This window comes from Nocardia niigatensis NBRC 100131 (assembly GCF_000308655.1).
In the GTDB taxonomy this organism is placed as follows: Bacteria; Actinomycetota; Actinomycetes; order Mycobacteriales; family Mycobacteriaceae; genus Nocardia; species Nocardia niigatensis.
The window spans coordinates 19,563-43,389 of sequence record NZ_BAGC01000110.1 but is presented as its reverse complement, the minus strand read 5'-3'; the positions used below and the strand labels follow the sequence as shown (position 1 = coordinate 43,389).

Genomic DNA, 23,827 nt, shown 5'->3' with positions numbered 1-23,827 from the left:
CTCGATTGCCGAGCTCGCGCCCCGATCGTATGGTCGGGGCGGGAGACTGTGCCGCCACCCGCGGCAATTCATCGGTGGGAGTTCGGGTTTGGCAGTGCTGTTGGCCTTCGGTGTCGTCGCGGAACGTGATCGGCGCGCATGGCTGGTCGAGACCGGGGAGGAAATCGACCACGACGGGCCCGAGGGCGCCGCCGTCGTCCTGGGCGGGCGGGACAGCGATCCCGCGCGGGTGGCCATCGCCTGCGCCGACCTGGCCGGGCTCATCGAGCTCGGCGGCACCGTAATCGCCGGGGCTGGAATCGATCTCGGTGAAGGCTTTGTGTCCGCGCGGCTGGCCGGAGCCGGCGGGGACCGGCGGGACGCCGTACTGGCGGCGCTGCGGGTGCTGAAGGTCGGGGGCGGCTGGCGGCTGGGGGAGCGGACGGCGACCCTGGTCGCGCTGTTCGGAGTGACCGCGACCAAACCCGTGGGCGCGGCCGCCGAACAGGCCATCGGAGAGGGACGCTGGGCGGCAGTCGTATTGGCGTCCGCGGCGGCCGACCTGCTCGGGCCCGAGCAACTGGTGCGAGTGCTCGAGCTGCGCGCGCCCGACGGCATCGACCCGGTGCCCGACGGGGCGGCGTCGGTGCTGGCGGCCAATCTGCGCCGGGTCCTCGAACAGTATTCGCGGCCGGGGCGTCTGGAACTGGTCCTGGATCTTTGGGCGGAGGTCTGCGCGCGGCAGCAGGGCGTACTGGAGCGGGAACGACTGGTGGCGAGCAACGATCTGAGCGGGCTGGAGGCGCTGCGCGAACGCCATCGCCAGTTCGATGAGCGGCGGATGATCGAGCTGGCCCGGGGAGCGAACTCCGCGACGCTCACCCTGCTGGAGGCCATTCGGTTCCGTCCGACCTGGCGGACGCTCTGGAAGCACTGTGTGGAACGGCTGATCCAGGACGCGCTGGCGGCGACGGTGCTGCTGCGGGCGGCGGTCGCGGTGCGCGAAGTCGGGGTGGTGGCGGGCATCGACCGGGTGCGCGACGAGATCGCGGTCGTCTCCGGGATGCTGAGCCGTCGAGATCTGCAATCGGCCGCATACACCGTCGACGAGTTGAATGCGCTGCCCGCGCGACCCGCCGTCCACGTGCGCGAGATCGACGCGTGGCTGCGGCAGCAGCAGCCGCGCAACACCGCCTACGAGCGGTTCGTGCGGGCTCGGATGCGGACCGCGCTGGCCTACGCGACCGTTGTCCAGGAGCGGTGCCGGGCACTGCTCGTCCAGGAGATTCCGGCGACTTCGCTTCCGGAGAACTGGGATTCGGAGTCCTTGCGTGCCTGGCGCGCGGTGGCCGGCTACACCGCGCAGCGCGCGCCGCAGGACTGGCACTGTGCGCCACTGGCGCCCACGCTGGGGCGGCCGAGCCTTTCGATGCGGCTGGCCGAGAACCCCACCGCGGCCGAACGGGCGGGCGATCTGCTGTGGCTGGCCGACCTGGCCGACGCCATGGCGCAGGCGCGCGGGCACGACGCGGCAGTGCTCGAGTATGACTTCCGCGTTCCCGTGTTCGACACCAACCCGCCCGCGCGGCAACCGGATCCGCTGACCCCGCGCTCGGACTCCATCCCGCTCGCGGTGGCAGGGGCGGCTCAGCTGCTCGACCTCGGAGCCGCGGCGCCCGCGCGATGCCGGGAATGGGCGCGGCTGTGTGCCGGACTCATGGGTAGCGGTGTGGTGGCCGCGGCGCTCAGCAGCGAGTTCGAGATCGCGGAGCCGGTGCTCGAGCACGACGGCGGTCTGCTGCCCGGGACGGCATTGCGGATTCAGATCGCTCGCACCGCCGCGCGTCTTGCGGAATGGTCGGACTACATGGGTAATTGCATTGCGGGACACTGGTATCAGACTCGAGCGGTACGCGGCCGCAGCATTCTGATCGCCCTCCGGGACGAGCGGGACGTCCTCCAGGTCAATGCCGAGCTGCGCCGGACCGGGCGCGGGTGGGCGGTCACCGAGATCGCCGGGCGGTTCAACGAGGACCCGGATCCCGCGGTGCGGCAGGCGGTCCGGGACTGGGCCGCGACCCTGCCCGCCGAGGAGCCGGAGGCCGGTTCGGCCGAGGTGCTGAATGTGGAACCGCCCGCGCGGGCGCGGCGTTCGGCGCCCGACCCGGTCCGCGAGGTCGGCCCGGCGCTGCACGAGGCCGTCCGCAAGGCGATGGTCGACTCGGAAGCCGCGCTGCGCGTGCTCGCCGCCCTGGCGGGGGATCCCGACGGCGACCCCAAAACGCTGACCACCCTGCGCCGTTCGGGCGTCGATCGCCTGTCCGGTCTGTGCGCGGCCTTCCTGGGCGCTGAGCCCGCCGCCCTGCCCGCCCTCTGGGCAGCCACCGGCAGCCGCCCTCTCACCGCGGCGATCGAATCCCTCGACGCCGCCCTGCTCGCCCGCTACCCGCGCCTGCACACCATCACGGATGACGCGCCTATTCCGTCGAAACGACTGCGCGCCTTGGTGAAAGAACCCGACATCGCTAACGCGCGCAGCATGAACCTGGTCGCCCAGCGTGTCCGCGCCGCCCTCGGCCGGTTGGCCCGCCGCGTCGATCCCGCCTTCACCCACGCCCTCGTCCGCCAGCCCGTCGCCGACCTGCTCTGCCCTCTCATCCTCGCCACCACCTGCGCCCCCACCCCTACCGGGCCGGTGACCTCGATCAGCGCGCCGCGCGCCACCACCGTCCCCGGCTACCCCACCACCTCCCTCTCCGACCCCGACGGCCCCTGGCTCACCGCCTGGCCCGCCGCCCTGGAACTCGGATCCCCCGACCCCGGCCGCGACAACGCGATCTTCTGGAACCACATCGCCGACCACGGCCTGCTGATCCCCACCGCCTACCTCACCCCCGGCGGCTGGCCCGCCCTCTGGTCCCGAGCCCACCGCGACTAGCGGATCGCCCCTGGATCCGGGATCAGATCCATTGGAGGCCGCGGTCTTCGGGCCGTCGGGCGCGGCATGTCGATCCCGAGGCTATCGGCGACGCTGCGGTCCGGGTGTCGGCTGCCTACCGCGACCTCGCGGACCGGCTGGGTGCGGGGGTGAGTTGTCCCGATCCCGCCGCGAATCACCGGGTAGAAACCGTAGCGAAACCGGAAGAGAACGAACTGTGGATCCGTTGCCGAAGTGTCGTCGCCGGAGGCTTACTGGATATGTAGCGGTTGCCGCAGCAAGACGGCATCCGTTGCAAGGAAACCCTTTTCATTCTATTTCGATTTGGAGTCGGCCCATGGCACCTGTTCTCACCTCCCTGACACCCTCTTCCGGCCCTGCGACGGTTTTCAGCTCTGTGGTGATCGCGGGCTCCGGGTTCAGTAATGTCGGTCCCTTGACCGTGCGATTCGGTACCAAGGCAACCACATTCACCATCGATTCCGACACCCAGATCACGGCCATCTCCCCGACGGGGACAGGCACGGTGGACGTCACCGTCAAGGTGGAGCTGGACGGCATCAGCAACGCACTGCCCTTCACCTATGTCTGACGGCGGGTGTGGCTGGGCCGTCGGTGGGCAATTGCCTGCCGACGGCCCAATCCGTTGCGGTCCCAGGAATGGGCCCTGTCGATGGTTCGAAGTCGACTGCACGGTGGGCTACTTCTTGTGCGGTTGTCCCTCACGGGCCGACATCGAGCCCATCACCACCTGGGAATGGGCAGATAGCCGAATTCGCCGCCCGGCTCGGCACCGAATCGAGCACCACGCCGGCAAGTTCGGAACGCGCGCCGCCCTCAGAGGTCGGTGAGGGCGTCCAGGATCTCCTCGGTGGTGGCGGTGACGCCGAGGCGGGGGAAGATCTTTTCGGTGGAGTGGGTGTGGGCGGCGGGGTCGCGGTCGGCGGTGGCGTCGGTGGCGACGATGACGTGGTAGCCGTGTTCGTGGGCGGCGCGGGCCGTGGATTCGACGCCGATGCTGGTGGCGATGCCGCCCAGGACGATGGCGGTGACGCCGCGGCGGCGCAGGTGCAGGTCGAGGTCGGTGCCGTGGAAGGCGCCCCACTGGCGCTTGGTGATTCGGATGTCGGTGGGCTGGACGTCGAGCTCGTCGATGATCTCGTCCCAGCCGGCGGGCGGGGTGAACTTGCCGCCGGGCTGCATGGTGCGGCCGGGCGGCATGTCACCGCCATCCTCGGCGAAGGTGACCCGCACCAGGACGACCGGCAGGCCCTTGTCACGGAAGGCCTTGACCAGCTCGGTGCCCCGGCGCACCACCTCGTCCGCGGTGTGCGGCTGGGTCGGGGCGGCGACGATGCCGCGCTGCAGGTCGATGAGAACCAGGGCGGTCTTGGGGTCCAGCAGGGTGTCGGTCAAGGTGCAATCCTTCTCTGGGAGTGGAGATTCCGGTCAGTCCTCGGTGAGCCGGGCGAGCAGCGGGATCGCGGCGATGAGCGAATCCTGTTCGCCGGGTGAGAGTTTGGTCGTGATGGCGGTGGCGAGCCAGTCTTCCTTCGCGTCGTGCGCCTGTCGCAGCAACTGCTGCCCAGCCGGTGACAGCGACATCAGCACCTGCCGCTGATCGGTCGGATGCGGCCCGCGCACCACCAGCTCGCGCTCCTCCAGCGCGGCGAGGGTGGTGCGCATGGACTGCGGCCGCACCCGCTCGGCACGCGCCAGATCGGCGACCGACATCGGCCCCTCGTGGCCGAGCCGGCTCAAGGCCACCGCCTGGGAGGGCGTCAACTCGATTCCGGCTCGGGCCGTTCGCAACTGCCGCAGCAGCCGGCCGGCCGCCACGCGCAACTCGCTCGCGGCGGCGGCCACCTCGGCGGCTGATCTGTCCCTGCCGTTCGCGCCCACCGGGCCAGAATGTCACAACGAAAGTCAAACTTGCAAGTTTGCCTGTCGAATTTCGGTGGTCGATCCGATCAGGCGATCACGAAGGAACTCGGTGACCTCCCTGTGCGCGGGCTTGGCCTGCGGCACCAGGCCGGGCATCGTGATGAACGCGTGCGTCGCCTCGGGATACTCGGAAAGCCGTGCGGGCGTGCCGGACTCGCGTAGCCGCTCGGCATAGCGGCGGCCCTGGTCGGCCAGCGGGTCGAGGGTCGGCACCACCACCAGCGCCGGTGCCAGCCCGCCGAGATCGCCGGCATACAGCGGTGAGACGGCACGAGGGTCGGAGCCCTGCGGTACTGCCAACCGCCGGAACAGGTGCAGCCTCGGCAGGTTGAGCGTCGGGCTGTCCGCGTATCGGGAGATCGATGGATAGTCATCGAACGACCCGGCCAGATCACACGCGGGGTTGACCAGTACCTGTGCCCGGAGTGTCAGTCCGGACGCTTTGGCGCGAATCGCGGACAGGGCGGTGATCAATGCGCCGGTGCTCTCCCCGGCCACCGCCACCCGCGTGGGGTCGATTCCCCAATTCCCGGCGTGATCCACGATGTGCCGCAGCACATCCCAGCCGTCGTCGGCCGCCGCCGACAACGGAATCCCCGGCGCGAGCAGGCGATGCTCGACCGATATGATCACGGCGGGCAGCCGCGCGGCGAGATGGCTGTTCCCCCAATCGCATTGGGCCGCTGTTCCCGCGAACCCGCCGCCGTGGACGTGGACCACGAGCGGCAGCGTGCCATGCCCCTCGCCCGCCGGTCGATACACCCGGACGGGGATCACGCGGTCACCCAGCGCGACCTCCTTCCAGTCGATCTCGGTGTCGCGCTCCGGGAAGCCGGTGATCACCCGCGCCGCTCGTGAACCGGTGAGGCGATTGGCCGCCTCGGTGTGGGCGGCCAGCTCCGCGGCGGTGAGTGCCTCCCAATCCGGGTCCTTGCGCAGGGCGTGCAGCAGCCGGATGCCGAACGGCAGCCTCTCCACGTCACCCGCGTGGTTCCTGTTATTCCTGTCGTGTCTGAACATGCCTTCAGCATCGGCGGCACTCCGCCGCGGGTATTGAAGAAATGTTCCGGCCCCGCGACCGATTCCAGCGTGTCGACAGCTGTCCGAATGTCGCCAAACGCCGTGGCGGATTCCCGCCGGTCCTCGAGGATCGGCTGCGCCAGAGTAGGGGGCGGAACAGAGAAGACGACGAAGGAGGAAGCGATGCGTGTGTACACGACGATGGCCAGCCCGGTGGGGGAGCTGCTGCTGGTGGGCGAGCTCCGAGGCGCCTCGGTGGAACTGACCGCGGTGTCGATGGCCGGGAGCAAGAGCGTTCTTGTGGAGGGGGAGTGGACAGCCGACGCGGAGGCCCTCACCGACGTGACGGAGCAGTTGACCGCCTACTTCGCCGGGGAGCGGGACAGCTTCGACCTCCGATTCGGCAACGCCGGAACCGATTTCCAGCGCCGCGTATGGAGTGCGTTGGACGAGATCCCCTACGGGACCACCGCCACCTACGGTGAGATCGCGGCGCGCATCGGCGCGTCCCGGGCCGCCGTGCGTGCCGTGGGCTCGGCCATCGGTGCGAATCCGCTGCTGATCGTGCGACCCTGCCACCGCGTGATCGGGTCCGACGGCTCGCTCACCGGCTATGCCGGGGGAGTGGAGCGCAAGCAGCGGCTGCTGGAGCTCGAGCGGACCGCGTGATGACCGCCGCCCTCGGTTCGGTGTGGGCCGATCGGGTCACCCAGCAAGAATGGGCGGCACTGGCCGGCGAGCTCGACGAGTATGGCCACGCCCTCACCGGTCCGCTGCTCACCGCCGGTGAATGCCATGCCCTCGCAGCGCTTTACGACGATGAGGAGCACTTCCGTTCGACGGTCGACATGGCCCGTCACCGCTTCGGCTCGGGCGAGTACCGCTACTTCACCCACGACCTCCCTGACATCGTCGCGGAGCTTCGAGCAGCTCTCTATCCGAAACTGCTTCCCATCGCCCGGGATTGGGCCGCCCGGCTGGGCCGTCCCGGGACCTGGCCGGAACGTCTGGACGAGTGGCTGGCCCAGTGCCATCGCGCCGGTCAGGTGAAGGGCTCGCAGATCCTGCTGCGCTACGGACCCGGCGACTGGAACGCTCTGCACCGGGACCTGTTCGGCGACATGGTGTTTCCGCTCCAGGTCGTGATCGGCCTGGACGCGCCGGGCGTGGACTACACCGGCGGCGAGTTCCTCATGGTCGAGCAGCGCCCGCGCGCCCAGTCCCGCGGCGCGGCCATGGCGCTGCCCCAGGGTCACGGCCTGATCTTCACCACCCGGGATCGCCCGGTGCGCGGTGCGCGCGGCTGGTCGGCCGCGCCCATGCGGCACGGGGTGAGTCTGGTGCGGTCCGGCCAGCGCCACACGCTGGGTTTGGTCTTCCACGACGCCTGAAAGGGAAGGGTGATGGCGTACACCCTGCTCGGCCCGGACGGCCGCCCGTATGCCAGCCGGACCCCCGGCGTCCTGGGCGGCCATCGCCGCCTGAAGATCTACGGCCGCCTGGACTGCCCGGCCGCGCTGCGCGCCCTCGCCCGCGGCGGATACACCGCGCATCGTGTCTTCTTCGCCGACGTGGACACCGCGATAGCGGCAGGCTATCGCCCATGTGCGGTGTGCTCGCGCGCGGCCTATCGGGAGTGGCGGGCCGGACTCGCCAACTGAGAGGCGACCGGTTGGTGGCAAATACTCTGGACCCCATGCTGACCACGTTGGCCGTGGAGAACTACCGGTCCCTGCGCACGCCGCGGGTACCGCTCGGCCACATGACCGTGGTCACCGGCGTCAATGGCAGCGGCAAATCCAGCCTCTACCGCGCCTGCCGATTCCGGGTGAATCCGTGTCCAGAGCCGGCCCCGAGATCGAAGCCGAGGTCGCGTGGACGGGTCCGGTGCCGCGTCCTTCGACGGTGCTGGCCGATCAGCGCGCCTCCGACCCGCCGATGCTGCCCGAGCGCATTCGCTCATGGCGCTGCTACGAACACCTGCACACAGACGCCGGGGCCCCGTGCCCGCTGCCCGCCGCAGCCCGAGACCAGCACGCATCCGGAGCTGCTCGGCCCGCTGGGCCGGCGCATCGCTCGTGCTGCCGAGGATGCCCAACTCGTGGCGGTGAGTCGTTCGGACGATTTGATCAGGGTCATCGACGGGTATGCCGAGGAGGCGAACATGATCGAATCGCTGAGACAGGAAGGTGTGACGACGGTGGCCGGCCGGAGGCTCGTGGATGAACCGCCCTGGTATTGGCCGGACCGTTAGTCGCTCGGTGACGTGGAAACCTATTCTGGGGACGTGAGTGTGGAAACCATCGGTGAACCGGGACCGCTGCCGCGTGGCCGGCACGGGCTGACCCGCGAACAGGTGGAGGCCTCGCAGTACCGGCGCCTGTGCACCGCGGTGCTGGAGGCGGTGGGGGAACTCGGGTTCGCGGCCACCACGGTCGCCGATATCGTGACCCGGGCGCAGGTGGCGCGGCGCACCTTCTACTCGGTGTTCGGCGGGAAGGACGAATGTTTCGCCGCCGCATACGATCTCGCGGTCGGCGCGGCGCTGGAACAGCTGCGGGACACGGTCACCGGTCTGGAGGGCGTGACCTTCGCCGACCGGGTGCGGATTTCCTTCGAGATCTACCTGGGCTTCCTGTCCATCCAGCCGGCGGCGGCCCGCGCGCTGTATGTCGAAACCCTCGCGGCCGGACCGGGATTGGTGGAACACCGGCTGCGCGTGCACGAGCGATTCGCGGACTACATCATGGCGGTGGTGCAGATCGGCGTGCGCGACGGCGAACTGGCGGGCGAACCCGATCGGCAGCTGATCGACATGCTGCTCGGGGGCATCGACGATCGGGTGCGCGCCTGCCTGCACACCAAGGGCGCGCAGGCGCTGCCGGAACTGGCGCCCCTGTTCACCCGCACGGCCATCGCCATCGCGAACACGACGGCCTGACTGCTGTTCGTCTCCACAATCGCCCGGCGGCCAGGCCGGGCCGGGCTGTCACCTGGCACAACGCCGGTGACACGCGCCACAGCACGCTCCTACGGTCGCAATCGGATTCGACGCGTTCGGTCGGATCCGCCGGACGCAGTAGGAGATTTCATGAGGCCGACCTTTCGTACCCTCGGCAGCGCCGTATTCGCCAGTGCCACCGCCTTCGCGGTTGCGTTCTCCACCGGCGTGGCGAGCTCCGAGCCGGACTCCATCGCCGACTCCGGCAGCAGCTCGGGGTCGGCGTCGGTCAGCACCGCCTCCGACACCGTCGGCGTGGGCCCGGAGATGTCGTCCTTCCTGGCCGCTTTCGGCTACGGCCTGAGCCACCCGGACGCCGCGCCGCCCGGATCCAACGATTGGGACTGCACGCCGAGCGCGGAGCACCCCAACCCGGTGGTGCTGGTGCACGGCACCTGGCTCAATACCTACGACAGCTTCTCGTTCCTGTCCCCGCAGGTCGCCCGCGCCGGGTTCTGTGTCTTCGCCTTCAACTTCGGCCGTGAAACGCCGCTGGGCGGCGGTGGCGTCGGGCCGATCCTGCCGGGCCGGTACGGTGTCGGACCGATGGAGGACTCCGCCAGACAGCTCGGTCAGTTCGTCGATCGGGTACTGGCCGCCACCGGAGCCGCCGCCGTCGACGTGATCGCCCATTCCCAGGGCGGGCCGGTCACCAGTCAGTACCTCAAGTTCGAAGGCGGGAACGGGAAAGTCGGCAAGGTCATCACCTTCGGCGCGACCACCCATGGCACCTCGCTGCTCGGCATCGCCACCCTCGGGCGCATCATCACCAACCTCGGCCTGAACGTTCTCGGCTTCTACGAGCCGCTGATCGGTCAGTCCAATGTCGAGCAGGTCCTCGGTTCCCCGTTCTACGCCAAGCTGAACGCCGACGGCGACACCGTGCCGGGCGTGGCCTACACCGCCGTCGGCACCACCCACGACGAGATCTCCAACCCGTACGATTGGACCTTCCTCACGCCGGGCCCCGATGCCACCGTGGAAAACATCACGCTGCAACAGGATTGCCCCCAGGACGTCTCCGACCATCTCACCGTCATGTACTCGCCCCGCGCGGCCTCCATCGCTCTGCACGCCCTGGACCCGGCCGCGCACCCCGACCTGGTCTGCACCTTCAATCCCTGGATGATCGGCGGCAGCGGGCACATCTGAGCGACTTCCGGGGGCACTCGCTCTCGAATCACCAGCACGAGGGAGGCCGGGGACCATGCCCCGGCCCCCTGTCTTCTCTCCGAAAGGACCACGATGACCATCGACGATGCGGTCGAAGCAGACAGTCTCCCAACGCAATTCGATCCGCCGCGCGGACGACCGCTGCTACCCGGGGAGGATCCGTTCTACCGATCGCCGATCGACCCGGCATCGGTCGCGCCGGGCACCATCCTGCGCTGGCGGCCGGTGCGGCTGGGCCTGTTCGGGCGCATTCCGCAGCGCGTCCGAGCCTGGCAATTGCTGTACCGCAGCACCGATCTCAACGGCCTGCCGGAGGCGACGGTCACCACCGTCCTGCTGCCCTGGGACGCCGAACCGTCCGCCGACCGACCGCTGGTGTCGTTCCAGTGCGCCATCGACGCCGTCGCGCCGAAGTGCTTCCCCTCCTACGCATTACAGCATCGCGCCCGCGCGGTGGGCGCCATCCCGCAGGTGGAGTTCCCGCTCATCGCGGCCGCGCTGGCGCGTGGGTGGGCGGTCTCGGTCCCCGATCACGAGGGCATCAACGGTCACTTCGGCGCGGCCCGCGAGCCCGGGCACCGCGCCCTCGACGGGCTGCGCGCGGCGCTGCGCTTCGCGCCGCTGGGCCTGCACCCGCGCACCCGAATGGGCTTGTGGGGCTACTCCGGTGGCGGTCTGGCCACCGTGTGGGCCGCGGAACTCGCGGCGAGCTACGCGCCCGAACTCGATATCGCGGGCGCGGTCGCGGGCTCACCCGTGGGCGATCCGGCCTCGGCCTTCGTGCGCCTGAACGGTTCGCCCTTCGCGGGATTCGCAATGGTGTTCACCTCCGGGCTGCGCCGTGCCTACCCGGAACTGGACGGCTGCGTGCAGGGTTTGGTGTCGGCGGAGTACCTCGACCTGCTCGACTGCGCGGAATCGATCGCGACCTTCCCGCTGCTGGCGCGCTACGCCGGGCGAAATGCCAACCGGCACATCAAAGGCGGCCTCGGCGCGCTGCTGACACGGCCCGAGATGCGCGCGGTGCTCGAGGACATCCAGCCGGGCGCGCAGGCACCGGCCATGCCGCTGTTCGTCGTCCAGGGCGTCAACGACGAGGTGATCGCGGTCGCCGATGTCGATGCGCACGTGCGGCGCTATCACGCCCGCGGCGGGCACGTCCGCTATCTGCGCGACCGGCTCAGCACCCATCTTCCCCTGCAGTTCATCGCGATTCCGGTGATGGTGGACTGGCTGGCCGACCGGCTCGCCGACCGCCCGCTGCCGGCCTCCGAGGTGCGCACCGTCTGGTCGGTGGCCGCTTCGCGGCGCGCCCTGTCCGAGCACCGTCACTTCGCCGGGCTGGTGGCGACCATGGTGTCGGGCCGCCCGATCCGCACCCGCTCGGACTTCCGATAGCTCCGCGCCACCAGTGCGGACCGCAGGTACCAGAGTCCGGACGGCTGGGCCGGATCGAATCCGGTGAGCTGCCCGATCCGTTTGAGCCGATTGTCGACGGTATTGGTGTGCACGCCCAGCACGCGCGCCGTATGCCGTCGGCTCAGGTCGTTGCCGATATGGCGGCGCAGGGTTTCCAGCAGTTCGGGGTAGGCGTCCAGCGGATCCAGGAGGGTGCCGAGGTATTCGCGGGCCGGGCCCGGGCGGGTCAGCTGGTACTCCATGGCCAGATCGTCGAAACGGTGCAGGCCGGGCGCGCATTCGAGCCGGTGCACCATGTCCAGCAGTTCGTGTGCCTGCTCGGCGGCGTCCGGAATGCGGTGTGTCTCGGCGTGGATGACGGTTGCGGTCACCGGAACCTGTGCGGCCGTGGACAATCCGTCGACCAGGCCGTCGAGCTCGGCCGCGGTCACCTCGCCCGCGGGCAGCAGCACAGTGCCGCCGTCGGCGCTGAGCAGCGACAGCGCCCGGCCCTGACCGCCACGGGCCAGCTCGGACTGGACCCGCCGCAGCTTGCGCCGGGCCACCACCTCGCCGTCGACACGGGGATCGTCCTCGCCCGGATGCGGCGGAATGCTCAGGGCCAGCACGTAATACGACTCGTCGATCTCGAGGCCGCCGGCCCGGGCCATGGTCGAGGTGGGGTGCCCGGCCAGCAGCGCCGAGGCCACCGTGTGCACCGCCGTGTGATGCTCGGCCACCACCGCCCGGTGCTCGCGCACATAGGCCACCGCGAACGCCGAGTCCACGATGGCCAGCACCTCGAACAGCCGGCGCGCGGTGACCGCGAGCCGGGCGTAGTCCTCGGGCCCGGTGGCGTCCACGATGAGATCGAAACCCAGGGCGAAGCCGTCGTGCACGGCGCGGTGGATGGTCCCGATGGGGATGCCCTCGCGCGCCCAGTCCGCGCCCGCGCGTTGCAGCCGTTCGACTTTGGCGCTCACGTCTCGGTCCTCGAGGACTCCGGCGGCGAGTTCCAGGCAGGTACGGGTGACGGCGGTGACCTCCCCGCGCAGCGCGTCCCCGGGCAGGGTGCCGCAGCGGGCCACATGTTCGGCGAAGTGCGCGACCAGGGCGGTGGACAGGCCGCGGGCATCGCGCAGCGGTCCGGAAATCGGTGCGGCCGTGAGGGGTTGCGTTGCCTTGATCATGCGCGATCCTCCACAGCTCTCTGGGAACGCCAGCGTTCCTACTGGAGCGTAACTGTAGCCCGGGTCACCTTGTGCGGCAATATGCATTGACCGGTTCCGCCAGGGGGCGCCGAGCCGGGCGGCGGGTCGTGGGGACATTCGGGAGTACGATCGGCCGTATGGGAAACCCGGTTCCGGCAGCCGCCGCCGACGACACCGAGATCACCGACAAGCGGTTGCTGCGCGGCTCGCGCACCCGCAAGGTGGTGCTCGGCCGGGCCGTGGACATCGCCTCGCTGGACAGCCTGGAAGGCTTGAGCTTCGGCCGCCTGGCCGCCGACACCGGGCTCAGCAAGGCGGGCATCCAAACACTGTTCCGCACCAAGGAAACCCTGCAGCTCGCCACCATCGACTACTTCCGCACGGTCTTCCAGGACACCGTCGTCCGGCCCGCGCTGGCAGAACCCCGTGGGGCCGAACGACTCCGGGCCCTGATCGAGCACTGGATCGACGACTATGCCGTGGCGCCCCGGTTGGCGGGCGGCTGCTTCCAGTCCGCGAACCTGGCCGAATTCGACAGCCGCCCCGGGCCGGTGCGCGATGCGCTGGCCGCCAATCAGCAGGACTGGATCGATCTGCTCGCGGGTGAGCTGGCCTACGCCCGCGACCACGGCCAGATCGCCGACCTGGACGCCGATCTGGCGGCCTTCCAGATCGACGCCGTGCTCGGATCGGCGAATACCGCACTGCGCCTGGGCGACGACAGCGCGGTCGGCAAGGTGCGCCGAATCGTCGAGGGGTTCCTGACCGCCCCGTGATCAGCAGCCGGGCTTGGTCCAGAACGCGGACCCCTCGACCCGTTCTACCGGGCACGCGGTCTTGGCCCTGCTGCGCGTGGCATTGCCGTCGACGGCGGTGACGAGGGCGTCGGCACGGACCCGGCCCATCAGCGGGTGGTTCTTCAGGACCGCGTCGACGGTTCCGCCCTCGGCCTCGATGGTGAACGGACAGGACACTGTCGCCGTTGCGTTCATCGGTATCGGCAGGACGCCGGTGCACAGCGGGGTGGGCATGACGATCCCGTTGACGTTGAGGACCATCTGATACCACACGGGGATGTCGTCCGCCGGTGGCGCGGAGACCGTCGCCGCGTCGAACGGTTGCCGTGCGCTGGACAGGGTTTCGATCGCGGTGCAGTCCGGTCCGCACGGGTCGCTCCAGCTGCCCGCGACGGTGATCTTGGTTTCCGAGTCGGTGGCGTTCTCGGTCGCGGCGGCCGCGGTCCGCAGGTCGCCGTAGAGCCCGGCGACCTCGTCCGTGGTCATGGGCGCCACCTGAATGTCGAAGGCCCGCTCGGTGATCCGATCGACCTGCCCGGAGCTCACGTAGGTGGTGACCGCGCCGCTGATGAGCGGGGTGGACCGCCGGCCGTCAATGGCGATGGAGGGTCCCGCCGTGACCGCCTTGCGCGCTTCCGCATTGGGGTCCAGCTGCCGCCCGAGGACCGAGGGCGTCAGGGTCGCCGGCACGTCGAGGCCGCCGATCGCCGGGGGTTCGAGCAGTTGCTGTCCGTCGGAACGGGCGGCGTCGTCGGCGGAGAAGCCGTATCCGATCCAGGCCTCGGTGTTGCCCTGCACGAAGGTCTTGCCGCCGATTCTCAGGTACGACAGCGGTTTTCCCGGTGCGAACTCCAGGGTTCCCGACGCGTCGCCGACATTCGTGACCCGCAGGTCGATGGTCGCCTTCTTGCCGCCTGGCACGGTCAGGCGGCCGGTGTAATGCGCCCCGGGCGCGTTGATCAGCGCCACCCGGGCGGCGTCCAGATCGGCGCGCGCCGCCGCCGCGGGTGACCGGTCGCCGCGCCCGCCGATCATCCATCCCGCGACCGCGGCCGCGACCACCAGGATCACGACCAGCGTCAGGATCACCGGCCACCACCGCCGGCCACCGTCGCGATCCGTTGCCACCCACGCTTCGTGCACCGACACCCTTGTCGGGTTCTCGACCGTCATTCCTGCCCATCCACATACCGATAGCTCCGGCGATAGCGCCGCGTGCACTATAAGCCCCGTGAAGCTGTGAACGGACTGCGAAATGGCCTGTCGAGTGGGCGAATTGTGCGTGTCGCGGCATGATCATGGAGTGGTGAGTTTTCCCGGCAGTAGTGTCCTGGTTGGGCGGGCGGCTGAGGTGTCCGCGCTGGTCGAGGCGGTAGGTGACGCCGGCACGCAGACCGTGCTGATCGCCGGTGAGGCCGGCATCGGGAAATCCCGGCTGGTGGGCGAGTTCACCGAGCGACTGGCCGCCGGCACGCTGGTGCTGCTCGGTCGCTGCCCGGAGCTCGGGACCGGTGGCGTGGCCTACGCGCCCTTCCTGACGGTGTTGCGCGGACTGGTCCGGCAGCTCGGCGCCGAGGCGGTGGCCACCCTGCTTCCGCCGCACCCGGCACTGGCGAACTGGCTGCCCCAGTTGGCCGTCCAGACCGGCGGCGCCGCCCCGGAGGCCGACCGGATCCGCCTGTTCGGCGAAATCCTCACGCTGCTGGAACAACTGGCCATGACCCGGCCGGTGGTGCTCATTCTCGAGGATCTGCACTGGGCCGATGACGCCAGCCGTGAACTGCTCACCTTCCTGGCCGCCAATCTCGCCGACGCGGATGCGCTGCTGGTCGGCACCTACCGTCCCGGTGAGGCCGGTCCGCTGCGCGGTCTGGTCGCCGAACTGCGCCGCAACCCGGGGGTGAGGGTGCTCGAGGTGCACCCGCTGACCCGGCACGAGGTGGGCCGTCAGCTCGCCGCCCTGCTCGCCCGCGAGCCCGAACCCGGGCTCATCACCAGGGTTTTCGAGCGCAGTGGCGGTAACCCGCTGTTCGTCGAGGCGCTGGGCCAGTGTCCCGACCACCTGCCCGCCGACCTGACCGACCTGCTGCTCGGCTTCCAATCCGGCCTCTCCGCACCGGCTCTCGCCGTGGTGCCCCCGGCCGCGGTGCTCGGCTCCCCGGTCCACCACGAACTGCTGGCCGCCGCCGTCGACCTACCCCCGGACGAACTACACCGGGCGCTACGGGAATTGGTCGACCGCCACCTGCTGCACACCACCGACACCGGTTACGAATTCCGGCACGGCCTCATCCGCCAGGCCGTCTACGATCAGCTGCTGCCCGGCGAGCGCACCCGCTTGCACGCCCGCGCGGCCGCGACCCTGCGCGCCCGCGGCGACGCCCTCGACGCCGAATCCCGCGCCGATCTGGCCCGCCACGCCCGCGCCGCCGGTGACCTGGAGCAGGCCCTGCGTGCCTACTGGTCGGCCGCCACCGCCGTCCCGGCCACCCACCCCGAACGGCTCCGCCTGCTGGAACAGATCCTCGTGCTCTGGGACCGGGTGGCCGATGCCGCGCGGATCCTGCCCACCACGAAACTTGCTGTGCTGGAACAGGTCGTCGACGTCGCCGTGGCCTGCGGCGCGACCGAGCGCGGCATCGCCGCCGCGGACGCCGCGCTGGCCATGCTCGACCCGGCGGGCGATACGGCGCCGCCCCCGCGGATCCCCCTCGTGGCCGAGTCCGCCGCTGGCGCAGCCCAATCGAGGTCCGATGGCCGGTCGGCGGGCGACGGGGAGGACGATTCGCGCGCGACCGAGCGGGTGGCGCGCATGTATCGGCGGCGGGCGTATCTGCGGGGCACCACCGGGGCCGGGCCCGGCACGGATCTGACGCGGGCGCTGGCGCTGCTGCCGGTGCAATCGGCCGGATCCGAGCGCGCCGAGGCGCTGGTGCAGTCGGCCTCCGCGCGGATCTTCCGAGGGGATGCGGCGGGGTCGGCGGCGGACGCCGGTGCGGCGCTGGCTATCGCGCGGCGACTCGGCGCGGACGCGCTCGTGGCGCGGGCGCACGCCCATCTCGGGCTGGCGGGCGCCGCGGCGGCCGCCGAAGGAGCGGCGGATGACGCGCTGGCGATCGTCGGAGCGAGTACGGACGAAACCGACTGGGCGCTGGATCATTTCGCGGAGGCGCATCGGGCGGCCGCCGCGGCCGGGGACGCCCGGATCGTGGTCGATGTCGCCACCTGGGAGTCGGCCGTGCTGGTCGCCGCCGGTCGATACGACGCCGCGATCACCGCGGTCCGGCAGGGGCTGCGGGCGGCGCACGAGTCGTTCCGGTTCTCCGAATCCGCGCCGATCCTGTTCGTCAAATGGGCGCAGGCGCTGGCCGCGCTCGGCCGCTGGGACGAGGCCCGGGCCGTGGTCGACGAGACGCAGTTCGACCAGCTGCCGCCCCTGAGCCGGGCGGCGCTGACCCTGTGCTTCGCGCGAATCTCGCTGGCGGAAGGGAACGTCGACGACGCGCGGGAGGCGGCGGCCGAAGCCGGTCGCCTGCTCGGTGACAGCCGGTGGGCCGCGCAGTACCGGCTCGAACTCGTCGCGCTGAACTGCTCAGTGGACCTGGTGGCGGGCGACGAGGCCGGCGCGGCGGCGGCGCTGGCCGGGGTGCTCGCCGAAGACGACGGTGTCGCAACGCTGTTCGCGCATCCGCACGACGCGTGGCCGCTGGTGGCGCTGGCCGCCCGCACCGTCGGCGCGCCCGCGGAACTGCTCGCCCTGGGCGACACATTGCCCGCGCCATCGCCGGTCGATGCGGCCTACCGCACCGTGTTCACCGCGCGCCTCGCTGGTTCGGCGGCCCGCTGGACGGAGGCGGCCGCCGCCTGGCGTGCGCTCGAACGACCGCTCGAGGTGGCCGCCGCCCTGATCGACGCCGCGGAATCGCATGCGGCCGAGGGGAATCGCGCCGCAGCCGACGCGGACCTGCGGGAGGCCACCGAGATCGCGACCCGGCTGGGCGCGCAGCCGCTGCTGGCGGCGGCCGAGCGGCTGGCCGAACGGGCCCGCCTCACCACCGCGCACGGCGTAGCGGCACCGAAAACGCAGGGCGGCACCACATCCGGCCGGCATGGCCTGACCCCGCGCGAACTGGACGTGCTCCGGCTGGTCGCCAGGGGCATGAGCAATCGTGGTCTGGCGGCCGAACTGTTCATCAGTGCCAATACCGCCGGCGTGCACGTCTCCCGGATTCTCACCAAGCTCGGCGTGGCCAGCCGGACCGAGGCCGCGGCCTTCGCGCACGACCACGGTCTGCTGGTATCGGTCGGTGAGAACGACTGAGGCTCAGGGCAATCGGGCCGGCAGGTCGAAGAGCCGGAAGATCTCCTCGACCTGGTAGGCGATCAGATTCGTGACCAGGCCGTCGCGGATCGTGAAGACCTGCAGCGTGTGCAGGGCGTACCCGTCGCCGTCGCGGATGTAGGCCGCCAGTGCCGGCTGGCCGTTGGCTCCGATCGGCTCCAGGCGCCAATCGGTGCCGTTCATGTCGAAAACGCGTGCCATGAAACCGATGTAGGCCGCACGCCCCAGGTACCAATTGAGCATGGGCGGCATTTCCATGATCACGTCGTCGGACAGCAGCTTCTCGAGCGCCGCCAGATCGGCATTGCGGAAGGCCGTGACGTAGCTGTCCACCACCGACCGCTGCTCGGCGGACTCGGACACCTCGTCCTCTCGAATGCCGTTCTGGTCCAGTGTCTTCCGTGCCCGCTGCAGCGCGCTGTTCACCGCCGCCGGGGTCATGTCCAGCGCCCGCGCCACCTCGGCGGCGGGCCAGCCGAGCACCTCGCGCAGCACCAGCACCGCCCGCTGCTTGGCGGGCAACTGCTGCATGGCCGCGACCAGCGCCAGCCGCAGACTGCCCTGGGCCACAGCGGCTTCCGAGGGATCGCCCAGCAGCGAGTCCGGAATCGGTTGCAGCCACGGGATCTCCCCGCCGTGTACCAGCGTCTCGCGCGGATCGTCGCCGGGCTCGTGGCCGAGTCCCGACGGCATCGGCCGCCGCCCGCGCTGTTCGAGCGCGGTCAGGCAGGCATTGGTCGCGATGCGGTACAGCCAGGTTCGCATCCCGGCCCGCTTCTCGTCGTAGCTGTCGCGGGCTCGCCAGGCCCGCAGATAGGTTTCCTGCACCAGATCCTCGGCGTCGTGGACGGACCCGAGCATGCGGTAGCAATGCGCGAGCAATTCCCGTCGGTAGCGGCCGGTGTCCGCTTCGAAGTCCGTGTTCGCCATGCCCTCACTCCTCGAATCCAGGCTCTGCCGAAATTTGTACACCCGCCGCGATGAATCGGGCACACCTCGCCGGTAGGTACTCGTGAGCCGCTCACCGCGGCCGCCATCCGAGGAGGAAACCAGGACCGACACCGCTGTGCACCCGACCGAGACCGCAGGCCACACCGACCGCGAGGCCGTCCTCGATGTCCTGAAGAACCTCTACCGCGCCTGGGCCGCCAATGACGCCGACGCCTTCATCGCCGACTACGACCCCGACGCCACCTCCGTCGTGCGCGGCGTGGTGAACGTCGGCAGCGAGGCGGTCCGGGCCTCCATGGCCGCCGGTTTCGCGGGCCCGCTGAAGGATTCGCACACCGTCGACGAACCGCAGCAGGTGCGTTTCCCGGTCCCGGGCACCGCCATCGTGGTCAGCCGCAGCGCCGTGGTGCTCGCGGGCCGGTCCGAGCCGCCCGCCGACGGCTGGATCGTGGCCACCTGGACCCTGATTCATCGCGACGGACGCTGGCTGGTGACCTCGTACCACAACTGCGCGGCCTAGCCGCGCGGATCTCCGGCGCTACCCGGAGATGAGCGAGCCCCCTCCGGACAGCTGCCGGAGGGGGCCCTCCCATCCCGATTCCGGTCGCCTTTACGGCACTACCTCGACCGTGTCGCCCGGGTTCAGATAGTTGAAGAATTCGCGCGCCCCGTCCGGCGTCATCCGGATGCAGCCGTGCGACTTCTTGTCCACCGGTCCGATGTGGAAGGCGATGTCCCCGTTGAAGAACACCGCGTACTCCATCGGAGCGTTGTGCATGGTGCTCCAGTGGAACGGCTTCTTGAACGACACGTGGAACACCCCCGGCGGCGTCTCGAATCCGGGCATGCCGTGCGAGATCGGCGTGGGGCCGAAGACGACCTTGCCGTTGTCCATCAGCCACGCTTCATTGCTGCCGAGCTTGAGGCAGGCACGAGTGCCCGCCGTCTGGCACGGCGCGTTGACATCGCCGGGCGCGATGCCCGGGACGATCGCCGGAACACCGGGTACATCCGGTCCGCCCGGCCACAATGGATCGGCTTGCGCGGGCGCCGCCGCGAATCCTGCGACCGCCACACCGGCGATGACCGCCGATCGCGCCGCCAAGCCGAGGGAACTTCTGCTCATCATCGAGTTTCGACCCTCTCCTAGCCTCGGCCCGCCGCCCTGTTCGATGCCGCTGTCAGGGCAAGGGACATTCTTCGTTGGCACAAGCATGGGACCACTGGGTACCGATGATCATTCTGACGGGTGGAAAACGAGATTCGCGGGATAAACCGCGGCAGGCGCGCCGACACGCCCGATTTCGCCGAATCGGTATGCAAGGTGTCACCGAACCGGCGGCAGCGTCCGATCATTCGGGTCGGCCCCGGTCGGCCGGTGCGCGCCATTGTTGGGGACGTCCGGGCGCGGTGCGTTGGCGGACCCGCGAATCTGCTGGTCGTCGGGCGGATTGTCGCAGTAGTTCCAGCGGTTGAAGATCGGCACGGTCGCGATGGACGCGGGCACGGTCCGGGTCGGATAGTTGCACCACGGCCGCAGCCAGGCGTCCACGATGGTGTAGAACTCGCCGTCGTGGGCGGGCACGCCCATCGCGGAGGTCCCGACCACCAGCGCCGGGAACAGGGCGCGCAGCGCGGGCTGCCGCAGCAGCGCGGACCGCACGATGGCCGACATATTGGTGACCAGGCTCTGGATCGGATCCATGTCCCGGTCCAGGACCGCCTCGGCGACACCCAGCTCTCCCGGCCCGTGGTCGAGTAATCGCCGCAGTTCGCTGTCGGCCGCGCGGGCCTGGTCGACCAGTCCGGACGCATTGTGGGTCAGCGTGGCGAGATCGGGCTGCGCGTGCGAGGTGGTGCCGGCGATGACGCGCAGATTCTCGATGAGGCTGATGGTCTGCGGCAGCCGGTTGTCCAAACCCGTGGTGGCGATGCTCAATCCGTCGATGAGGCCGCGCAGCTGATCGGGCCCGCCGCTGAGCGCGGTGTCGAGATTGTCGAGGATCACGCCGAGCTTCTCCGGATCGACCTGTGCGATGAGCTCGCTGGTATCGGTCAGCGTCTCCGAGACGGGCGTCGGCGTGGAGATCCGGCCGCGGTCGAATCGCACCACCTGGCCATCGCGCAGATAGGGCGGATTGTCGGTATTCGGCCGGAAGTCGATGTACTGCTCGCCAGCGGCCGACAGCGCCGAGACCGCGATCTGGGCATCGGCCGGGATCCGGTACTTGTTCTCGATTTCCGCGACCGCCGACACCCCGGCGCCGCCGTCGCGGATCGCGATCTGCTTGACCGAGCCCACCCGGAACCCGCGCCACGTGACGTCGTTGCCCGCCTGTAAACCGCCCGAGCGATCCAGTTGCACGGTGACGGTGTAACTGCCGCCCGGTGGGCGCACACGCGCCACGTGGATGAGCAGATAGCCGGCTCCGACCGCGAAGAGCAGGATCAGAGACAGATTCGACAACAGCGTCTTGTGCCCGCGCAGCACGTTCAAAGGCCCGCCTCCACCGCTGATCAGCGTTAATAGTGTCGATGCATAGCTAACCTCGGGCGAAACTGCGCGCAATCTAACCACAGCCGGGACGCGGAACCCGGTGTGAGCGGTGCCCGGGCGGGGCGGAAGTGGCCGGGTGGGACTCGACGGCCTTCACCCGTGCTCAGCGCGGCTCCACGGTCTCGATGATCGACAGCCAGCGGGTGACGATGGCCCGCATGCGCTCGGCGCCCAGCCCACCGTCGGGCGAGTGCACCGAATAGTGCACCTGCTCAACGCCTTCGGGCTTGCTGGTGCCGAGGAACATGCTGAGGTCGAACATGGTGAGCCGGGCCTGTTCCCGCGACTGCGCGTCTGGGATCCACACCCCCACGTCGCCGAGGAAGTTGAAGTAGAACTTGGGGAAGTTGTAGGTCAGGAAGTGCGGCCAGCTTTCGGGGTGATGCCAGCACAGCAGGGTGAAGTCCTCCGGGTGCGGCGGATAGGTGACGAGGGCGTCCCGCAGACGCGTCTCGAGACTGCCCGGGATCGGCCGCAGCAGCCACGGGTAGTCGTCGGAGATCCAGGCGACGGTGCGCGACAGGTCGGTGCCGGGCCGCAGGCGGCTGTAGCGGCCGTGCTTCTGCACCTGGATGGGTCGCGCCGTGCCGGTCGCGTCCTCGATGGCCAGACCCAGTGCGACGAGCAGGATCCGGGTGTAGCTGGCGTCGAAGGCGCCGGGCAGGTCGACCAGCAGGCGCTGGGCGAGCGCGCCGTCGATGACGCCGTCGAAGTGCGCCGATTTCGTTGTGGCCGCGCGGATCTGCTGATTGGGCTCGCTGTCGGAGGTGGACAGCCAGTAGTCCCGTTCGCCGACCCGGGTGGGCGCGTAGTCGTCGAGGAATTCCGCCCATTCCGAGCCGGTGGTCGACTCGGGCGGCAGTGAGATCTGTTCTGCCGCTTCCCATTGCCGGACATAGGTGGCGATATCGTCCCACAGGACCCACATGGCGACCCCGTCGATGGCGACGTGATGGGCGGTGAACAGCAGGATGTTCATGTCCTGGGAGCGGGTGAACAGGACCGCGGTGACGACCTTGCCGGCGGGCGGATCCAGCCGCAGGTTGGCCGCGGCGGATTCCGTCTCGATCAGCTCCATGAGCGCGCCGGGATCGAGGCTCTCGATATCGATGGTCCGCACGTCGACGCGGGCCGGGTCGATGACGCCGCCGGATTCGGGCTCGATCTCGCAGGCCGCGCCCTCGCCGTAGCTGTAGCGGCTGCGCAGCGCCTCGTGCGTGTCGATGAGCGTATTGACCAGCCGCTGAGCGTCTTCCAGCCCCATCGCCACCGGGACCGGGCAGGGGATGGTGACGCCGAAGACGGCCGGGTTCGGGTCCCAGGTCAGGAACTTCTTGGCGGCGGCCGTGAGCCGCCCGGGGCGCAGATCGGTCATGCTCGTCCTTGCGATCGGGTACTTCGGAAGCGAAAAGGTATGCGGTTCAGGATGATTGGCCAGCAGATGCGGATCGGCCGACGGTCGGTGCGAGGTCGAGGCGTGCGAGCACCTCGTCGCCGAGCAGGCGCAGCGCGGCCCAGCCCTCCTCGATCGGCAGACCACCGATCAACGGATTGATCAGGATTTCGGTACGCCCGGCCGCGATCTGGTCCCGTAGCTCCTCGGGCGTGAGGATCTCCAGGTAGCCGTGCGCCCGCAGCGCCTCCACCGAATCCGGCACGGTCTCGTGCGGGCGCGGCACCCCGTCACGCCGCCACGACGCGTACTCCCGGATCTCGGTCAGGATGTGTGGACCGTAGCTGTGCCAGGCCGTGTCGGGATCCGGGTGCAGCAGGGTGAGCTTGCTGCCGGGTTCGGTCTTGTGGACGAAACCCGTTGTGCCGCAGCGGGACAGCTCCGCGTAGTAGAGCTCCTCGACCTCCGGCATGGCCATCGGCAGTGACAGCGGCAGCCCGAAGCGCGCGGCCCGGCGCGCGGCCGCCGCGCTCATCCCGGCGATGAGCAGTTGTGGATGGGGTTCGGTGCAGGGCTTGGGCGTGACGTCGAACGGCCGCCCGTGGAGCTGAACGGGTTCCTTCCCCCAGGCCGCGAACATGATCTCCAGGGCCTCGTCCATGAGCTTGCCCCGCCGCCTGAAGTCCCGCCCCAGCGCGGCGTATTCCGCTGGCCGGTAGCCGATTCCGGCGACCACCGTCAGCCGCCCGCCGCACAGATTGTCGAGCACCGCGAGATCCTCGGCCAGCCGCACCGGCTCGTACAGTGGCACCAGCAGCGCCCCGATACTGATCCGCATCCGCTCGGTGCGCGCTGCCACCGCCGCGGCGAGCAGTAGTGGCGCCGGTAGCCACCCGGTGCCCGACCCGTGGTGCTCTTCGCAATTGACCACCGCGAACCCGGCCCGGTCCGCGTACTCCGCCATCTCCAGCGCGGCCCGATACCGTTCCCGATGCCCGGCCACCGGGTCGTCGACATTGGTCATATTGAGCCGGAGCGCGGCCACCACGTTCATTCAGTCAATATCGATGCCGAAACCGCTGCCCGGCAACACTCTTCGCTGCCCCTGTCAGGTGGTCGCGGC

The 23,827-nt window shown here is 70.0% G+C and carries 21 protein-coding genes and 1 pseudogene; 12 read left to right on the top strand and 10 right to left on the bottom strand.

Annotation, left to right across the window (positions count from 1 at the left end; genetic code table 11):
- Positions 1-88: 88 nt before the first annotated feature.
- Together ON33_RS33715 and ON33_RS33710 are read left to right on the top strand one after the other, a co-directional pair.
- A complete protein-coding gene (locus tag ON33_RS33715) occupies positions 89-2,917 on the top strand; it encodes a hypothetical protein (RefSeq protein ID WP_157184861.1) in 2,829 nt (942 codons plus the stop codon).
- 337 nt (positions 2,918-3,254) lie between these two features.
- A complete protein-coding gene (locus ON33_RS33710) occupies positions 3,255-3,509 on the top strand; it encodes an IPT/TIG domain-containing protein (protein ID WP_083869499.1) in 255 nt (84 codons plus the stop codon).
- A gap of 245 nt (positions 3,510-3,754) precedes the next feature.
- Here ON33_RS33710 and ON33_RS33705 read toward each other — a convergent pair whose 3' ends face one another.
- Genes ON33_RS33705 through ON33_RS33695 form a run of 3 tightly spaced genes read right to left on the bottom strand, consistent with a single transcriptional unit; the run spans position 3,755 to position 5,839 of the window.
- Complete coding sequence (locus ON33_RS33705) at positions 3,755-4,333, bottom strand: hydrolase (RefSeq protein WP_040863202.1); 579 nt, start codon at positions 4,331-4,333, stop codon at positions 3,755-3,757.
- A 33-nt stretch (positions 4,334-4,366) separates the two neighbouring features.
- On the bottom strand, positions 4,367-4,819 hold the full coding sequence (locus ON33_RS33700) for a MarR family winged helix-turn-helix transcriptional regulator (protein ID WP_051153300.1): 453 nt from the start codon (positions 4,817-4,819) through the stop codon (positions 4,367-4,369).
- Between the two features lie 24 nt (positions 4,820-4,843).
- Positions 4,844-5,839 carry an alpha/beta hydrolase gene (locus ON33_RS33695; protein ID WP_245551036.1) on the bottom strand — a complete coding sequence of 332 codons (996 nt, stop codon included), beginning with the start codon at positions 5,837-5,839 and terminating at the stop codon, positions 4,844-4,846.
- A gap of 225 nt (positions 5,840-6,064) precedes the next feature.
- On the opposite strand from ON33_RS33695, the gene ON33_RS33690 reads away from it, so the two are divergent.
- The 7 genes and pseudogenes from ON33_RS33690 to ON33_RS33665 all read left to right on the top strand — a co-directional run bounded on the left by ON33_RS33690 (position 6,065) and on the right by ON33_RS33665 (position 11,453).
- The gene (locus ON33_RS33690; RefSeq protein ID WP_040863201.1) at positions 6,065-6,550 is read left to right on the top strand and encodes a methylated-DNA--[protein]-cysteine S-methyltransferase; all 486 of its coding nucleotides are present in this window, start codon (positions 6,065-6,067) and stop codon (positions 6,548-6,550) included.
- The gene (locus tag ON33_RS33685) at positions 6,550-7,272 is read left to right on the top strand and encodes a 2OG-Fe(II) oxygenase (RefSeq protein ID WP_040863200.1); all 723 of its coding nucleotides are present in this window, start codon (positions 6,550-6,552) and stop codon (positions 7,270-7,272) included. The genes ON33_RS33690 and ON33_RS33685 overlap by 1 nt, the downstream gene beginning before the upstream one ends.
- A gap of 12 nt (positions 7,273-7,284) precedes the next feature.
- Complete coding sequence (locus ON33_RS33680; protein WP_040863199.1) at positions 7,285-7,542, top strand: Ada metal-binding domain-containing protein; 258 nt, start codon at positions 7,285-7,287, stop codon at positions 7,540-7,542.
- 35 nt (positions 7,543-7,577) lie between these two features.
- Positions 7,578-7,703: pseudogene (locus ON33_RS43735) on the top strand (AAA family ATPase); the annotation flags it as partial.
- Positions 7,704-8,168: 465 nt separating this feature from the next.
- Positions 8,169-8,822, top strand: a complete 654-nt coding sequence (locus ON33_RS33675; protein WP_040863198.1) for a TetR/AcrR family transcriptional regulator — start codon at positions 8,169-8,171, stop codon at positions 8,820-8,822.
- Positions 8,823-8,972: 150 nt separating this feature from the next.
- Positions 8,973-10,034, top strand: coding sequence for an esterase/lipase family protein (locus ON33_RS33670; protein ID WP_051153299.1), 1,062 nt, complete (start codon positions 8,973-8,975; stop codon positions 10,032-10,034).
- 93 nt (positions 10,035-10,127) lie between these two features.
- Positions 10,128-11,453 carry a lipase family protein gene (locus ON33_RS33665; RefSeq protein WP_083869497.1) on the top strand — a complete coding sequence of 442 codons (1,326 nt, stop codon included), beginning with the start codon at positions 10,128-10,130 and terminating at the stop codon, positions 11,451-11,453.
- On the opposite strand, the gene ON33_RS33660 is transcribed toward ON33_RS33665, so the two are convergent.
- Entirely contained in the window at positions 11,384-12,643 is a 1,260-nt protein-coding gene (locus tag ON33_RS33660) for a PucR family transcriptional regulator (RefSeq protein WP_051153298.1), read from the bottom strand. The genes ON33_RS33665 and ON33_RS33660 overlap by 70 nt on opposite strands.
- A gap of 158 nt (positions 12,644-12,801) precedes the next feature.
- Between ON33_RS33660 and ON33_RS33655 the strand changes: the two genes are divergently transcribed.
- On the top strand, positions 12,802-13,440 hold the full coding sequence (locus ON33_RS33655) for a TetR/AcrR family transcriptional regulator (RefSeq protein WP_040863196.1): 639 nt from the start codon (positions 12,802-12,804) through the stop codon (positions 13,438-13,440).
- On the opposite strand, the gene ON33_RS33650 is transcribed toward ON33_RS33655, so the two are convergent.
- A complete protein-coding gene (locus ON33_RS33650; protein ID WP_040863195.1) occupies positions 13,441-14,634 on the bottom strand; it encodes a hypothetical protein in 1,194 nt (397 codons plus the stop codon). It lies immediately after the preceding gene.
- A gap of 133 nt (positions 14,635-14,767) precedes the next feature.
- Between ON33_RS33650 and ON33_RS33645 the strand changes: the two genes are divergently transcribed.
- Positions 14,768-17,782, top strand: coding sequence for a helix-turn-helix transcriptional regulator (locus ON33_RS33645; RefSeq protein ID WP_169336867.1), 3,015 nt, complete (start codon positions 14,768-14,770; stop codon positions 17,780-17,782).
- Between the two features lie 3 nt (positions 17,783-17,785).
- Here ON33_RS33645 and ON33_RS33640 read toward each other — a convergent pair whose 3' ends face one another.
- Positions 17,786-18,775 carry a sigma-70 family RNA polymerase sigma factor gene (locus tag ON33_RS33640; protein ID WP_306307532.1) on the bottom strand — a complete coding sequence of 330 codons (990 nt, stop codon included), beginning with the start codon at positions 18,773-18,775 and terminating at the stop codon, positions 17,786-17,788.
- A 94-nt stretch (positions 18,776-18,869) separates the two neighbouring features.
- Here ON33_RS33640 and ON33_RS33635 point away from each other — a divergent pair, with 94 nt between their 5' ends.
- A complete protein-coding gene (locus ON33_RS33635) occupies positions 18,870-19,274 on the top strand; it encodes an SgcJ/EcaC family oxidoreductase (RefSeq protein ID WP_040863192.1) in 405 nt (134 codons plus the stop codon).
- A 90-nt stretch (positions 19,275-19,364) separates the two neighbouring features.
- Here the strand turns inward: ON33_RS33635 and ON33_RS33630 are convergent, their stop codons facing one another.
- The 4 genes from ON33_RS33630 to ON33_RS33615 form a co-directional block, all read right to left on the bottom strand.
- On the bottom strand, positions 19,365-19,880 hold the full coding sequence (locus ON33_RS33630; RefSeq protein WP_040863263.1) for a L,D-transpeptidase: 516 nt from the start codon (positions 19,878-19,880) through the stop codon (positions 19,365-19,367).
- 201 nt (positions 19,881-20,081) lie between these two features.
- Positions 20,082-21,245, bottom strand: coding sequence for an MlaD family protein (locus tag ON33_RS33625; RefSeq protein ID WP_306307533.1), 1,164 nt, complete (start codon positions 21,243-21,245; stop codon positions 20,082-20,084).
- A 169-nt stretch (positions 21,246-21,414) separates the two neighbouring features.
- Positions 21,415-22,686, bottom strand: a complete 1,272-nt coding sequence (locus ON33_RS33620; RefSeq protein ID WP_040863191.1) for a condensation domain-containing protein — start codon at positions 22,684-22,686, stop codon at positions 21,415-21,417.
- 46 nt (positions 22,687-22,732) lie between these two features.
- Positions 22,733-23,758, bottom strand: coding sequence for an LLM class flavin-dependent oxidoreductase (locus ON33_RS33615; protein WP_051153297.1), 1,026 nt, complete (start codon positions 23,756-23,758; stop codon positions 22,733-22,735).
- Between the last annotated feature and the right edge of the window lie 69 nt (positions 23,759-23,827).

Excerpts from the sequence above, each read along its gene's own strand:
- ON33_RS33650 (WP_040863195.1), bottom strand. The coding sequence starts at position 14,634 with ATGACGGTCGAGAACCCGACAAGGGTGTCGGTGCACGAAGCGTGGGTG.
- ON33_RS33680 (WP_040863199.1), top strand. The coding sequence starts at position 7,285 with ATGGCGTACACCCTGCTCGGCCCGGACGGCCGCCCGTATGCCAGCCGG.
- ON33_RS33710 (WP_083869499.1), top strand. The coding sequence starts at position 3,255 with ATGGCACCTGTTCTCACCTCCCTGACACCCTCTTCCGGCCCTGCGACG.
- ON33_RS33665 (WP_083869497.1), top strand. The coding sequence starts at position 10,128 with ATGACCATCGACGATGCGGTCGAAGCAGACAGTCTCCCAACGCAATTC.
- ON33_RS33615 (WP_051153297.1), bottom strand. The coding sequence starts at position 23,758 with ATGAACGTGGTGGCCGCGCTCCGGCTCAATATGACCAATGTCGACGAC.
- ON33_RS33670 (WP_051153299.1), top strand. The coding sequence starts at position 8,973 with ATGAGGCCGACCTTTCGTACCCTCGGCAGCGCCGTATTCGCCAGTGCC.
- ON33_RS33685 (WP_040863200.1), top strand. The coding sequence starts at position 6,550 with ATGACCGCCGCCCTCGGTTCGGTGTGGGCCGATCGGGTCACCCAGCAA.
- ON33_RS33630 (WP_040863263.1), bottom strand. The coding sequence starts at position 19,880 with ATGAGCAGAAGTTCCCTCGGCTTGGCGGCGCGATCGGCGGTCATCGCC.
- ON33_RS33655 (WP_040863196.1), top strand. The coding sequence starts at position 12,802 with ATGGGAAACCCGGTTCCGGCAGCCGCCGCCGACGACACCGAGATCACC.
- ON33_RS33660 (WP_051153298.1), bottom strand. The coding sequence starts at position 12,643 with ATGATCAAGGCAACGCAACCCCTCACGGCCGCACCGATTTCCGGACCG.
- ON33_RS33690 (WP_040863201.1), top strand. The coding sequence starts at position 6,065 with ATGCGTGTGTACACGACGATGGCCAGCCCGGTGGGGGAGCTGCTGCTG.
- ON33_RS33620 (WP_040863191.1), bottom strand. The coding sequence starts at position 22,686 with ATGACCGATCTGCGCCCCGGGCGGCTCACGGCCGCCGCCAAGAAGTTC.